A 13,093-nucleotide genomic window follows, 5' to 3' on the forward strand; every position below is an offset into this window, starting at 1 on the left:
CACCTGACGGTGCAACCGGAATTGATCTCAATTCGATGCCACACAACAAAAAACCCCTACCATCGCTGGCTGGGGTAGAAAATTATCAGGGTGCATCTACTAATATTTGCAACTATAACATACATTTGTGGGGTGTCACCCTTCAGGGGTGACACCCAACGAGGAATTTAGGTCAGAATAAATTATGATTTAATATGCCAATGATTAACAAAGCTTCTATATCATCTCGTTCTGTCCCAGCCGATCTAAAATTTAAGATTTAGAATAAATCTGTGCTAGACCTCAAATTAATCCGAGAAAACCCGCAAGCCGTGCAAGAAAGCCTCAACCTGCGCGGAGGTAACTATGAAATCGAGCCGATTTTGCAATTAGACAAACAGCAGCGGGAGTTGGAAGGCAAGCGATCGCAACTACAAGCCCGCAGCAACGAAATTGCCAAACTCATCGGCCAAAAAAGAAAATCGGGTTTACCCCTCGAATCTCCCGAAATTCAGGAACTGCAGGCAGAAGGCAACGCAGTCGGCACCGAGTCGAACGAACTGCAAGCACAGGAAAAAGAGCTAAAAGCTCAAATAGAAGCTTTATTGCTACCGCTGCCAAACTTGCCGGGTTCGTCAACGCCGATCGGCAAAAATGAAGAGGAAAACGTCGAAATCCGGCGCTGGGGAGACGAATACATTCCCCAAAATTCCGGTATTTTACCGCACTGGGAAATCGGCGAAAAATTAGGAATTATCAACTTTGAACGGGCAGTTAAAATCGCTCAGCCCCGCTTTGTAAGCTTAATGGGGGCTGGTGCAGCCCTGGAAAGAGCGATTATTCAATTCATGCTGGATCGCCACACAAAAGCAGGTTATGTAGAAGTCATCCCCCCATTTTTAGTTAACACTGAATCCCTCACCGCTACGGGTCAATTACCCAAATTTGCTGAAGAAAGTTTCAAGTGCGACCAAGATGATTTGTGGCTAATTCCTACTTCCGAAGTTCCGGTTGTCAATTTGTACAGAGGTGAAATTTTGACAGCAGAACAGTTGCCAATTTATCACTGTTCTTATACTCCTTGTTTTCGCCGCGAAGCTGGCAGTTACGGCAAAGATACGCGGGGATTAATTCGGTTGCATCAATTTAATAAAGTTGAATTGGTGAAACTCGTGCATCCGAGTACCTCCGAGGCAGAACACGAAAAGTTAGTGCAGGATGCTGAGGGAGTTTTGCAGGCGCTGAAATTGCCTTATCGGGCGATCGTACTGTGTACCGGCGACTTGGGTTTCGCTGCTGCCAAAACCTACGATTTAGAGGTGTGGCTGCCATCTGCGGGCAAATACCGCGAGATTTCCAGTTGTTCCAACGTCGCAGATTTTCAGGCGCGGCGGGCAAATATTCGCTTTAAAGAAGCGGGTAAAAAAGGCACTCAATTCGTTCACGCCCTCAACGGTTCCGGTTTAGCTGTGGGCCGGACAATGGCGGCAATTTTGGAGAATTACCAGCAGCCCGACGGAACTATAAAAGTGCCGGAAGCCTTACAACCCTATTTGGGACGGGAAGTTTTATAAGTCACTCGGCGATTGAAATCGCGACTATACAAACGAAGTCCGCCTTCGCGGACTAAGAAGTAACACTGTTAGAACCCCGACTTCTTCAAGAAGTCGGGGTTCTGGATCTTCTGTTTTTTGAAGTGGCTCTAATTATACCAAATCAGGCATAAATATCCTCCTTATTTCTTAGTCCGCCGAATCATCTTTGTTTGTGTAGTAGCGGTTTCAACCGCTGAATCATCGACGTGGTAATTTATAGTTTAACTAATGCTTCCTTGATATCGATCGCCAAAAATCTATCCAATGCTAGATACATCCAATAAAGAGATAACTGACTATCGCTGCTAGTCTTCTGAAATCCCAAAGCCAGGGACTGTTTTTCGTACATGGGGTGAATCATCAGGGTGTACAAGTCGCAAAGATTTGGAAAATCTGTTTGCATTTCGCCTAAAACTTTTTGGGCGTCTTCGAGAAAAGCAATGCGGTATTCTGACAAATACTGCGGATCGATCATCCAACTGCGGATAAATACTGACTGGCAATTTATATCTCCTGGTAGCGCCATATTGAAAGGATCGATATCGGAAATAGAACTTAAATGAAGGCTTTTGCTAGGAGCGTTAAAAAAATTGACTTCAGATTCGCTAACTGTGGGATAAAGTAAGTAAAACCCGACTGGATTGAGGTTATCTGAGCGCCGCAAAACTCGCATTCCCTTTGAGTATTGACTGGCAAAAAGCCGGAGTATTTTAGCAATTTTGTGGGGAACGGCGTTAGTGTTGCGGTTCATCCAGTTGTAATTGGTAGCTAATAAATTGGCAACGATAATTGCGTCGCACCGAGGGTTGAAATCATCTAATTGGAGTTGTACAGGATTTTGAGGTTCGGCGCCCTCGAAAATTTCTGAAACTGGTTGAATTTGAATTGCCGTAGTGTTACCGTCAAAGTGTTTTGCGATTAATCCGAGTGCTGCTAATTTATCTAACATCATTCCGGCGGCGCGATCGCTCCCGCGATCGGAATCGGAGTAAAATAGTTCGGCGGCTTCCCGGTGAGTGCACTGCACTTCTGTTGCTGGCACTTCCAGTTTCGCCAGCGGTGGTTTGATACGGGGCTGGCTTTCCTGAAGCTGTTTCACCGATAAGTAAACCCAAAGCCTGATAAAGCATTCAGCCCTAGTGCGAGTTACGCCTAGTCGTTTCATCAACAGCGAAACAGCCGTGCGGCGTTGAGAAGGAGAATACCAAGTATCTAGTTTTGCAATATCCATTTCAGTCGGGAAGCTGCGAAGGAACTCTAGTTACATATTGGCTCAATTACCATAAACTTCACCCCGCTTCAGGTTACTTGTTGCCTCTGTTGCTCAACTTGCCTGATTTCCGGCGACTCTACAAGATAGCTGCTTGCTCCTTGCAAGTTCACTGCTTCACACAGCACAATCAATTTTAGATGTTTTCTGGCTTGATTTAAGAAACCAACGCACCCGACTAAATTAGCAACTTTGGAGGTTTACGCCATGTACAGTGCTTATATCAATCGGATTGGAAAATTTTTGCCGGGAGAACCGATTAATAATGATGAGATGGAAGAATATCTTGGCAAAATTGCCTCGCGCCCTTCGAGAGTCAGGCAGCGAATTCTCAACAGCAACGGGATTCAACAGCGCTACTACGCGATCGACAAACAGCAGCAAACACTATATTCTAACAGCCAAATGGCCGCGTTTGCCGTCCGTGACGCGATCGCCCAGGCAAATTTGGAACCAGGGGCGATCGACTTATTGGCCTGCGCTACTACTTTACCAGATTTATTAGTACCGGGATTTGCCAGCACAGTACATGGGGAACTTTCCGAATTATCTCCCCTAGAAATAGTGTCAACTCAAGGAGTTTGCTGTGCCGGAGTTAGTGCTTTAAATTACGCCGCCTCTCAAATCGAACTCGGCAAAAAACAAACCGCCATAGCCGTCGCTTCCGAATTTCCCTCGCGCCTCTTCAAAAACACCAAATTTGAAACAGAGACTTCTCTGCAAGCGGGAAAAACCCTGCCTTTCGATACAGAATTTCTCCGCTGGATGCTCTCCGACGGTGCCGGAGCATTGTTGCTCCAAAACCATCCCAGCGCAACAGGAATTAGTTTAAAAATAGAATGGATTGAACTCGTTTCTCACGCCAATGCTTATCCTGTTTGTATGTATTCAGGATTAGCCAACGAAACATCCACTAAAAGCTGGCTGGATTATTCTTCCTACCTCGATGCAGCCACAGCGGGAGCTTTTGACTTGCGGCAAAATATTCGCTTGCTGGAAAATGTAATGAAATTAGGCGTTGAAGGTTGGCTGCGGTTGATTAAAGCCGGGAGAGTTTGTCCGCAGGAAATCGACTGGCTGCTGTGCCACTATTCGTCTCACTTTTTCCGGGGGCAAATTGTGGAACTTCTGGAACAAGCAGGCTGCATGATTCCTGAAGAAAAATGGTTTACCAACTTATACACACGGGGAAATACAGGCTGCGCCTCGATTTATTTAATGTTAGAGGAATTGTTCAATTCGGGCAAGTTGCAGCCGGGACAGAAAATCTTTTGTTTTGTCCCGGAAAGCGGGCGCTTTACAACGGCATATATGATGTTAACTGCTGTGGAAAATACCCATAAGCCTATGAGTTCTCAATTTTCTAACTTTCACGAGGTTCCCGAAGCTTCGCCTCTCGAAAGCGTTAAACCCGAACACCCCAACTCTCCGCAAGCTTATTTGTTGCGGGAGTTAGCATGGATTTGGCTGAAGTTCGATCGCGAAATTCGTTCTGTTCCCATTGTCCGCAAATTGTACCGAGGAGAGTTTACAATAGAAGATTATCAAGCTTTGCTGTGCAATCTCCGGCCGCAAGTTGTAGAGGGAGCTCGCTGGATTGCTCGCGCTGCTTCTAACATGAGTGACTTTCGCCTGCGATCGACTTTTATCGGTCATGCTCAAGACGAACACCGCGACTATCAAATGCTAGAACAAAATTATGTTTCTGTGGGCGGTGAATTGGCAAAAATTGTGGAATATGATAAGAATATTGGCAGCGAAGCACTATCAGCTTTTATCTTTCACCAAGCATCGCGGGACAATCCGGTTGATTTAATTGGCAGTATGTTTATTATCGAAGGATTGGGCAATCAGTTGGCGGGAAAGTGGGCAAAACAAATTCAAGAAACTCTCGGTTTGCAATCCGAACAAGTATCGTTTTTAGCTTATCACGGATCGAATGACGAGTCGCATTTAGCCAAACTGGAAAATTTGATTAATGCCGAATGGATGACAGATGATATTGCCCGCCGCATTGTCAAAACCGCTCGCGTCAGTGCTCGTTTATATTTGCTGCAATTGGAGGAAATTCGCTAATGCAAAAGCTGCAAAAACAAGATACCGAAAATCTCCCAGATGAGCGAAAAATCCCTTACGCTACCAAACCCTATAACCGCCGCGATCCGAATGTTTGGGATGTGCTATTTTGCGATCGAGCTATTCCCGTCGATTTAGTGGCAAAAGCATACATGATGCGGGATTTGCGAAACTGGACTCGCAATTATTTACTCATCCCGATCAAAGTAATTGCTAACTTGTTGCTGGCGGTAATTATGACAACAAAGCGCCTGTTGCCATTTCAATTCCGCGCTTACACTTTAATGCATAAATCGGCTGCATTTTTCCTAAATAACTTTGTCTCGCCCGAAGCTTGTTATTTAATTGTCCGACACATCTGCATCGGCTCCAACATTATCAACTTCTTGATAGACAACGGCCCCGACACCCAGATAGAAAAGTCAAAGCTTTATCCGCGTACTGTTAGCGATTTAGCTGAGAATGCGTTTCTCGAACACGACTTAATTCTCTATAACTTTGTCTGGGATTACAACCAAGCAATGCTGACAAATCCTAACTGGTTGCAAGTCGTCAAAAAACGGGGAATAAATTATGATAGTATTCAACCAGTAGAAGTGGTCATAGATTTTGAAAAACGCAGATGGCTAAATATTCTGGATTTAGAATCGGCGATCGAATTGTTTAAAGTCTTTTATTCTCTGTGTTTGACTAGCGACGAATTTGCGCGAGCAGTGATGTCGCTTCAGTTAGATGAAAACTTCGGACTGTACGTCAGCGAGATTACCGGAAATTGCGACTGGAATCATGTAATTGTTAACCGCCATCCGCTAGCGCCAAACAGTCCGTTTAAGGCGGCACGCGACTTATTTTTGCACGGGATAGTTTCGGAATATCTCTATCGGTATTTGGAACTGCAAAAAGAGATGAACTCTACTCCGATTAAATAACCATAAATACCGTAGGGGCGGGTTTTACCAATAATATTTAAGAAGCGCAAACAATCTAGATAAACCCGCCCCCACACAACGAATAATCTACATCAACCCTGTCTGTGTTCGCATCGAAAAAATGTACATTTGGATTGTTCGTCTTGGGAGGGCGGGTTTGTCAGATTATTCGTTTCCGACATAGAGGGTTGGTAAAACCCGCTCCTACGCAATCTGAAATTATAGTTGATTTTTCAGGTATAAAATTAATAGGAAAACTCAAGCTGCTGCTAGCTGTGCTTGTTCTGCTGCTTGGGAAAAAGTCTGATTTACGACAATCCACTTGCCTGTAATGGGGTCGCGGTAAGTAATAAACGGATTAGATTTTAAAGGTTGACTGCAAGGTTTAGCTGCCATGTCTACACACTCCCAATAAATGGTATTGAATAACTACTACAACACCATACCTTTAATAATCGGATATTTTGCCTAAAATCCGCGTGATTTATACCTGAACAATAGGTGATATTTTAGGTATGTTTGGGTGACATAGAACACAGCCTAATGTGATTTAAAACTGCGTTGGCAGTGAGCTGTATCACCAAAAACCTTGTGTAAAAAAAATCTGCCTTCTGGTTTTTACCTTCTACCTTTAAGAAGACCACTATTTTCAGTATACATCTGATATTATTAAGTAAGGTAAAGACGTTTATCAGAGATCCCCTCACAAACTTATGGTGCTATTTGGATTTGGCAAAAAGTCGAGCCTGCCCTCTCCCCAAGAGGCATTACCGGGACGGGCAGAGTCGATGTCGGTACCGGCAAGTCACTTTGTTAACGGCAATCCGCTCAAACCTCCCTTTCCAAACGGCATGGAGACTGCGTTGTTTGGTCTGGGCTGTTTTTGGGGAGCGGAACGCAAATTTTGGCAGCAAAATGGAGTTTTTTCGACGGCTGTTGGCTACGCGGCGGGGATTACTCCGAATCCTACTTACAACGAAGTTTGCAGCGGGATGACGGGACACAATGAAGTAGTTTTGGTTGTGTTCGATCCGAACGTAATTAGTTACGAAACGCTGCTCAAAGTTTTTTGGGAAAGTCACAATCCTACTCAAGGAATGCGTCAGGGCAATGATTCTGGTACTCAGTATCGATCGGGCATTTACACATATTCAGCCAGCCAAAAGCAGCTAGCTGAAGCTTCGCGCGATGCCTACCAGCAGGCTTTGACTCCGGCCGGTTACGGCAAGATTACTACTGAAATTATTGATGCTCCTGAGTTTTATTACGCAGAAAGCTATCATCAGCAGTATCTTGCTAAAAACCCGAATGGTTATTGCGGTTTGGGCGGTACTAAGGTTTGTTTGCCTGCTATGTCTCAGGCTTAAAACTTTTACAAGGGGTAGTTTTTTGGGGCTGTTGCAATAGTCCGGCAGTCCGGCAGGGGTTTAAACCCCTGCCTCAAAGCTTAAGTCGTCTGAAGACGACTGAAAGGTTATTGAGATGGTCAAAGGGATTAGTTGAAATCAGGTAAAATAATGCTGGCTGGTGTGGTAATTATCAATTTAATGATATCTCTGGTCTGTTTTTATATAGCTGCGAAAGTGTGGAAAATCAGGCGGACGATCGCACGTTTGGAACTTCGGATCGCAGCAATCGAACGCTGTAGCAGCAATGTCCTCAGTATGTCGCCGGATTTCCTTGGTAAAAGGCAGCAAGGTACTCGCCAACTACGACGGCGTTATCAACAACTAGAATTGCAACTGCAACAGGTTCAGCAACTTTTGGGATTGCTGGGTTTCGGACGGATGCTTTGGTCCAGGCGCGATCGACGTTTGAGGTAAGCTATCCTAAAACTGCCGCCCCTGCTGACTCCCTAGGGTTTTCAACAATATTTCTACCTTTGTAAAGGGCTGCGATCGGGCAAACGCCCCTAAAATTGGTGTATGGAGAGAAGTTATAAAAATGTCAACTAAACGTTCAGGATTATTTATTGGCGGTTTGCTTGTGGGTTCTGCGATCGGGGCCGTGACTGGCTTGCTGATGGCACCGCGACCGGGCAAGGAGACGCGGCAGATATTGAAAAAATCGGCCGATGCTTTGCCGGAGTTGGCGGAGGATTTATCGACTAGCGTGCAGTTGCAGGCCGATCGACTTTCTGAAACTGCAATCCGAAATTGGGACGAAACTTTGATTAGACTCAAAGAGGCGATCGCGGCCGGTTTGGAAGCGACTCAGCGGGAACGCCAAACACTGTCGGAAACTGAAGCTGAAGTGAGTCCCCCGTCGCGCCCTCCCATCCGCTAAATGGCATGAAATTCTCCACCCTCAATCCCAGATTCAAGTGAGTGATCCCATATTTTGGCTAGGACTTTCGATTTTGCTAGTGGCAGTTAGCCTGACTGCTGTTTTAGTGACTTTAATACCTGCAGTGCAAGCGCTGGCCCGGGCGGCCCGCAGCGTGGAAAAGCTCGCTGATACGCTTTCTCGCGAATTTCCGCCGACTTTGGAGGCGATTCGGTTGACGGGGCTGGAAATTAGCGAGTTGACGGATGATGTCAGCGAGGGAGTACAAAGTGCGGGCGAGGTTGTCAAACAGGTCGATCGAAGTATTGGTAGCGCCAAAAAGCAGGCGCAAAACGTGCAGGTAACTACTCGCAGCGTGGTGACTGGGGTTAAGGCTGCTTGGAAAACTTTAACTCGCAAGCCACCGATTTCTGGGACAAATCGCCGATCGACAGATAGATTGTCACCGAGTCAAAGAAGTGCCCTTTCGCTGAGGGATTCGGGTTTGGAGGACAGGTATTCTGGGGTTTACGGTGCCGGTGCGAGTAATGGGGAATCGCCCAGGTTGAGGAGTAGCGAGGGTTCTGGTTTGCCGGGGGATGCTGAAGAGTTTGAGGAAGTGTCGAAGGATTCTTGATAGTCGATCGCTTTTTACCTTGCTTGTTTCAACTTTTGAATTTCCTCCATAAGCTGTTGTTCATTTAAATTGCATATTTCGAGTCCCGATCAACAATCGTCAAATCCTCTCCCCCTCTCCTCTTCTCCCCCTCTCCCTCTCTAATACCATAGGCAATCTAGATGCAACACAGCTTACTCAATCCTGTTGTTTGAGCGATCGTTGATTCATCTAAAATATCCAGAAGCCCTTTGGCAATTTCAAGCGCTTTTTCCTTCATTGCCTGTGAAACAGCCTGTGAAACAGCCTGCTTAACAGCTTTAGTAATAGCATTCCGCTGGTCTTGTATGTAAATTTCCTGATGTTCTAAATCTTCCAACTCTTCGCGGGTTAAATCGGCGCGATTCGCAACTTCAAAAGCTTTCTGAATTGCCTGGACTTCTCCCATTTGTTCCGGTACAACTTCTAAACTTTTGGCATTTTTCAGAAAATATATCCACTTATCGGTTAGAGTTTCTAATTCTTCTAATTTTTTGCCGAATTTCGGTAATTCAACAAACACTAACTCGATATCGTAAATTAGATAGTCAACCAGATAATCTCTTTCTTTGAGGACAAAGCGGGAAATTACTTTGTCGAGATTGGGAAACATTTCAAAGTCAGTAATAGTTAAGGCAATTACCGGATTTAGTAGCGTGTAATCTGCTCCCGTGTCGAGTTGAATCGAATAAGCTTTAGCAGCATTGTACAAGATCCGCTTTTCAAAGTTTTCTACATTCAATACCTGCATTTTGATAATGACTGTTTGCTCGTTATTCAGCTTGGCTCGGATATCTAAGTAAGTATCTTTAACTCCTCTAATTTTGGGGGGTTGATAGGGATTGAGGATTTCTAAAGATTCGATCGCAGAATTGCCTTGGTAGAGGATGGCGTTGAGAAAACTGATGAGGATTTCTTTGTTTTGTTCGTCGCCGAAGATTTTTTTAAAGGCAAAATCTGTTTTGGGATTGATAAATCTCATTTGTGAAACGTCGCCTGTGAAGGAATCGCTCTCGATTAAGATTATAGCATTTATGCTCTTTGGTTGAGGGTATGATTAGCTCGCAAAGCTTTTCAGTAAGATTGGTGGTTGAGGGGCGAGATCCCTTCAGTTAGATTAGTTACTATAGGGGCGATCGCCCATCTAATCCTCTTTATCCAAATCTTCTTTTTTCGGAGTTTCTGAAGTTGAGGGGAATTCTAGTCGAATGTTAATATCAATTGATATTGTATTTTTCTCAATCACACCTATACCAACTATTTTTACTAATGCTTCTGTAGGTACAGAATTATTTATTTTAAATTCAGGAGAAGACAGAGTTTTATATCCGGCTTCCTGTAGCCGATCGCAAATATTGCGCCAATTTCCTACAGGTTCGTTAGGTACATATGCGAGTTTTTTAACATATTGGTATAAAGTTTTACATAAATAAACCTCTGCACTTTTGGAACTCTGAAACAGTTGGCGAGCGATTTCGGCGGGACTGCAACCGGAAAGCAATCCTCGGAGGTAAAGTTTTTCTGTTTCTGTTAGTCCTCTTCGCGATCGAGGAGAGATTTGCCGTTTAGCTTCTGCAAAAGCTTGGTACAGCCTTTCTAAATCCCAGTGTTTGGCGGCTTCGGCAAATAAGTCTTCCTTTGGTACCATTGTCGGGTGTGGTGAGATGTGACTAACGACAGCATAACGGAAATTGCTAGCGTTTGTTAGTTGCTTGGTATCGGTAGCTAGTGTAGTATTATACTAAGACTAAAGACCTAAGTGTAAATACTTAGATTGACGGGGAGGCGCGATCGCTTCCACTAACGTCAAAGCTAGTATTTGCAAAAGGCAGACGGCGCTAAGAAAGTTTTGTAACAAAAAAGCAGTATTTTGCATAAAACTTGCGGACTCAGCCTGATAGATAAATAGAGCTTTAGAAGTACCGCTACTGTTGCGGTTCATCGGGGCTAAGGGTTCATGAGGGCGATCGGCCGATCGGCTTTTACAACAAACAGTTTATTTAATCCAAGCAAACACAGGGCAAGTCCATGTACTTGTCTCTAATCAACACGGGAGAATAACGTGTCTAATTTTTTCACGCCTGAATTTAATAACGAAAGTGCGATCGTCCCTTGGAATGCCAGCCTAGAACCGACTAAGGCTATTATCCCGCAGCTAGATGCTAACCGCGTCCTAACCGGGGGTGTTGGTGAGGAAGTTAATCTCCCGACTTTAACGCCAGAAGCCTATGACAATATCATCTTGCCTGACGATTTGCTAACCCGGATAGCTAGTGCAGTGAGCACGGACTCCAACAGCAGTTTACCGGATAGCTCTGTCGATTTGCTAACAGGTCAGGCGATGTCAGGGGTTTATGGGGATTTGAGTAAGTTTGTGGCCGATCCAGATTTCGTGGCTAAGATGAATTTGGCTTTTGGGGAAAACTGGGATGCTGCGGGTGCGAAAGCCTTAGCAGAAGGATGGTTTCAGGGAGATTTTAGTGATATCCCGCCGGTGAAGGTTGTCTCGTCTGCTGAGATTGATGGGGCGAATGGGGCTTTTGCAGCGGCGACGGATACGATTTATTTATCGAAGGAATTTTTGGCTCGGAATGCGGCGAATCCGGCGGCGGTTGCGGATGTGTTGCTGGAAGAAATCGGGCATTCTATTGATTCGCGGTTCAATGTTACGGATTCACCGGGAGATGAGGGGGCGATTTTTGCGGCGGTTGTTCAGGGGAAGGAGTTGAGTCAGGGTGAGCTTCAGGCGTTGAAGAGTGAGGACGATAGAGCAAGTATTTTGCTAGTTGGTGAAGATACCACAATAGAAATGAACCAGCAGCCCTCTGCTCTCAATGGAACTGTAACAAGAAATGGACAAACAAAGCAAGTCTCACTCAAGCGCGTTGATGGAGACTCCACAGATATTAAGAACCGACCAACATGGGTTGTTATTCATGGGATGAATAATAGCCCTCAAACAGATAGCATTAAAGAACTCTCGAACGCAATAGGTGATTATAAAAAGGATAAAAATGCTGACCAAGTGCTTGTTCTTGACTGGAGTCAAGCGGCTTATAGCGATAGCAAATTGTGGATTCCTGGGCTAGGTCAAATTCCTAATCCTTATTTTGGAGCATCCTGGATTTCTACAGTAGCCGACTGGACTAAAAAGAAGTTAGTAGATGAATGGAAGATATCGCCTGATAATATTAACTTCGCTGGTCACAGTCTAGGGTATTATTTAGGTTGGGAAACTGCTAAAAAGATCGGAGGTGTCAATAATCTGATTGCTCTAGATCCTGCCGCAACTACCAATGGGGGATACCAAGAAGGAAAAGTTAATTTTTCAGATTACTCCAAGTGGGCATGGGCATTTTATGGCAGTGGTTTTGGTAATCCCGACCGTGCATATACCGCTGAAGAATCTTTTAAATTTGTGTTTCCAAATGGATTTGGAGGATATAATCCTGTAAATGCAGAGCAAGAGAAACATGGCGCTGTTGTAAAGGCTTTTGCAAAAATGATCCAAAAAAATAATGCAGGAAATCCAGGTTACATTAGCAAACAGTTGAATTTAAACCAGATCAATCAGTCGGCTAGTAAGTCTTGGTCTCGTAATAATGGGTTTGAAGCCGAAATCAATGTTAACAATCAGTTGCTTCCATCTTTATTGAAGCATAAAAATGGTTCTCTTGCAGAGTCAATTTATTGGGCGTAGCGCAATTGTCCCATTTCCAAAGTACGATCGCCCTTTTTTCCCAAAGTGCGATCGCCCTTATTTTCCGAAAGTACGATCGCCCTTTTCCTCCAAATAACCAAAAGGGCGATCGCTCTTCCCCTGCAAATTTAACCCACTTGCAATAATTCTTGAGACTGTATGGAATTTGGTACGCCATAAGCTGTATAAGCTCTTACTTCTGGCGGTTGAAGTCCTAAAACAATTAACTTAGGGGGAATGCCCGCTGCTACTAATTCTTCAGCGATCGAGCGATCGGTATTATTGGCTTGAATCCAAACTTGACCGTCGATAATATCCATGTGTATAACACAATCGTGAATTCTTCTCCCCTGAAACCATCCCATTGATAGTAACATATACCGATCGTTCTCTAAATCGAAAATTACTTGACTTTGTACCTCAATTTCAGAACCAAAAAACCCTGAGTATTCATTGAGAATCCCTTTAACAATCTGGCGGCAATCTACTAGGGTATCCATTTAACAATCTCCTCTATTTGTGGATTAAAAACAATCAACTTCAAATGACTGTAGTTTAGACTAAAAAATGAGCGCAGCTAAAAGTAGCCACCTTTGAATCTCAGGCAAGCTGTTGCTCAAAAAC

Annotated in this window: 14 protein-coding genes; 8 read left to right on the forward strand and 6 right to left on the reverse strand. The window is 44.4% G+C overall.

Annotated elements, in window-relative coordinates; genetic code table 11:
- The first annotated feature begins 272 nt into the window (after positions 1–272).
- A complete protein-coding gene (gene serS, locus QUA16_RS22635) occupies positions 273–1,553 on the forward strand; it encodes a serine--tRNA ligase (protein ID WP_333105906.1) in 1,281 nt (426 codons plus the stop codon).
- 235 nt (positions 1,554–1,788) lie between these two features.
- Here the strand turns inward: serS and QUA16_RS22640 are convergent, their stop codons facing one another.
- Positions 1,789–2,805, reverse strand: coding sequence for a hypothetical protein (locus tag QUA16_RS22640; protein ID WP_333105905.1), 1,017 nt, complete (start codon positions 2,803–2,805; stop codon positions 1,789–1,791).
- Between the two features lie 246 nt (positions 2,806–3,051).
- Here QUA16_RS22640 and QUA16_RS22645 point away from each other — a divergent pair, with 246 nt between their 5' ends.
- Positions 3,052–4,920 carry a 3-oxoacyl-[acyl-carrier-protein] synthase III C-terminal domain-containing protein gene (locus tag QUA16_RS22645; RefSeq protein WP_333105904.1) on the forward strand — a complete coding sequence of 623 codons (1,869 nt, stop codon included), beginning with the start codon at positions 3,052–3,054 and terminating at the stop codon, positions 4,918–4,920.
- A complete protein-coding gene (locus QUA16_RS22650; protein WP_333105903.1) occupies positions 4,920–5,849 on the forward strand; it encodes a DUF6999 family protein in 930 nt (309 codons plus the stop codon). The genes QUA16_RS22645 and QUA16_RS22650 overlap by 1 nt, the downstream gene beginning before the upstream one ends.
- A 258-nt stretch (positions 5,850–6,107) precedes the next feature.
- On the opposite strand, the gene QUA16_RS22655 is transcribed toward QUA16_RS22650, so the two are convergent.
- The gene (locus QUA16_RS22655; protein WP_333105901.1) at positions 6,108–6,245 is read right to left on the reverse strand and encodes a hypothetical protein; all 138 of its coding nucleotides are present in this window, start codon (positions 6,243–6,245) and stop codon (positions 6,108–6,110) included.
- Between the two features lie 317 nt (positions 6,246–6,562).
- Between QUA16_RS22655 and msrA the strand changes: the two genes are divergently transcribed.
- From msrA to QUA16_RS22675, 4 genes are all read left to right on the forward strand, one after another.
- Positions 6,563–7,216 carry a peptide-methionine (S)-S-oxide reductase MsrA gene (gene msrA, locus QUA16_RS22660; RefSeq protein ID WP_333105900.1) on the forward strand — a complete coding sequence of 218 codons (654 nt, stop codon included), beginning with the start codon at positions 6,563–6,565 and terminating at the stop codon, positions 7,214–7,216.
- Positions 7,217–7,366: 150 nt separating this feature from the next.
- Positions 7,367–7,672: a hypothetical protein gene (locus tag QUA16_RS22665; RefSeq protein ID WP_333181342.1), complete on the forward strand. Its 306-nt coding sequence runs from the start codon at positions 7,367–7,369 to the stop codon at positions 7,670–7,672.
- A gap of 121 nt (positions 7,673–7,793) precedes the next feature.
- A complete protein-coding gene (locus tag QUA16_RS22670; RefSeq protein ID WP_333105898.1) occupies positions 7,794–8,135 on the forward strand; it encodes a YtxH domain-containing protein in 342 nt (113 codons plus the stop codon).
- A 37-nt stretch (positions 8,136–8,172) separates the two neighbouring features.
- Positions 8,173–8,751, forward strand: a complete 579-nt coding sequence (locus QUA16_RS22675) for a DUF948 domain-containing protein (RefSeq protein WP_333105897.1) — start codon at positions 8,173–8,175, stop codon at positions 8,749–8,751.
- Positions 8,752–8,908: 157 nt separating this feature from the next.
- Here the strand turns inward: QUA16_RS22675 and QUA16_RS22680 are convergent, their stop codons facing one another.
- The 3 genes from QUA16_RS22680 to QUA16_RS22690 all read right to left on the reverse strand — a co-directional run bounded on the left by QUA16_RS22680 (position 8,909) and on the right by QUA16_RS22690 (position 10,711).
- Positions 8,909–9,751, reverse strand: a complete 843-nt coding sequence (locus tag QUA16_RS22680; protein WP_333105896.1) for an Rpn family recombination-promoting nuclease/putative transposase — start codon at positions 9,749–9,751, stop codon at positions 8,909–8,911.
- A 162-nt stretch (positions 9,752–9,913) separates the two neighbouring features.
- Positions 9,914–10,417, reverse strand: coding sequence for a DNA-binding response regulator (locus tag QUA16_RS22685; protein ID WP_333105895.1), 504 nt, complete (start codon positions 10,415–10,417; stop codon positions 9,914–9,916).
- Positions 10,418–10,516: 99 nt separating this feature from the next.
- Positions 10,517–10,711 (reverse strand): hypothetical protein, encoded by a 195-nt coding sequence (locus tag QUA16_RS22690; RefSeq protein ID WP_333181343.1) that lies wholly within the window; start codon positions 10,709–10,711, stop codon positions 10,517–10,519.
- 120 nt (positions 10,712–10,831) lie between these two features.
- On the opposite strand from QUA16_RS22690, the gene QUA16_RS22695 reads away from it, so the two are divergent.
- Positions 10,832–12,469: a hypothetical protein gene (locus QUA16_RS22695; RefSeq protein ID WP_333105894.1), complete on the forward strand. Its 1,638-nt coding sequence runs from the start codon at positions 10,832–10,834 to the stop codon at positions 12,467–12,469.
- Positions 12,470–12,597: 128 nt separating this feature from the next.
- On the opposite strand, the gene QUA16_RS22700 is transcribed toward QUA16_RS22695, so the two are convergent.
- The gene (locus QUA16_RS22700; protein WP_333105893.1) at positions 12,598–12,969 is read right to left on the reverse strand and encodes a XisI protein; all 372 of its coding nucleotides are present in this window, start codon (positions 12,967–12,969) and stop codon (positions 12,598–12,600) included.
- Positions 12,970–13,093: the final 124 nt, after the last annotated feature.

Source organism: Microcoleus sp. S13_C3, from assembly GCF_036700905.1.
Classification (GTDB): Bacteria; Cyanobacteriota; Cyanobacteriia; order Cyanobacteriales; family Microcoleaceae; genus Microcoleus.

Bases quoted from the DNA above. Each gene is read 5' to 3' on its own strand.
- QUA16_RS22685 (WP_333105895.1), bottom strand. From the start codon at position 10,417: ATGGTACCAAAGGAAGACTTATTTGCCGAAGCCGCCAAACACTGGGAT.
- QUA16_RS22670 (WP_333105898.1), top strand. From the start codon at position 7,794: ATGTCAACTAAACGTTCAGGATTATTTATTGGCGGTTTGCTTGTGGGT.
- QUA16_RS22640 (WP_333105905.1), bottom strand. From the start codon at position 2,805: ATGGATATTGCAAAACTAGATACTTGGTATTCTCCTTCTCAACGCCGC.
- QUA16_RS22655 (WP_333105901.1), bottom strand. From the start codon at position 6,245: ATGGCAGCTAAACCTTGCAGTCAACCTTTAAAATCTAATCCGTTTATT.
- QUA16_RS22650 (WP_333105903.1), top strand. From the start codon at position 4,920: ATGCAAAAGCTGCAAAAACAAGATACCGAAAATCTCCCAGATGAGCGA.
- QUA16_RS22680 (WP_333105896.1), bottom strand. From the start codon at position 9,751: ATGAGATTTATCAATCCCAAAACAGATTTTGCCTTTAAAAAAATCTTC.
- msrA (WP_333105900.1), top strand. From the start codon at position 6,563: ATGGTGCTATTTGGATTTGGCAAAAAGTCGAGCCTGCCCTCTCCCCAA.
- QUA16_RS22665 (WP_333181342.1), top strand. From the start codon at position 7,367: ATGCTGGCTGGTGTGGTAATTATCAATTTAATGATATCTCTGGTCTGT.
- QUA16_RS22645 (WP_333105904.1), top strand. From the start codon at position 3,052: ATGTACAGTGCTTATATCAATCGGATTGGAAAATTTTTGCCGGGAGAA.
- QUA16_RS22700 (WP_333105893.1), bottom strand. From the start codon at position 12,969: ATGGATACCCTAGTAGATTGCCGCCAGATTGTTAAAGGGATTCTCAAT.
- QUA16_RS22690 (WP_333181343.1), bottom strand. From the start codon at position 10,711: ATGAACCGCAACAGTAGCGGTACTTCTAAAGCTCTATTTATCTATCAG.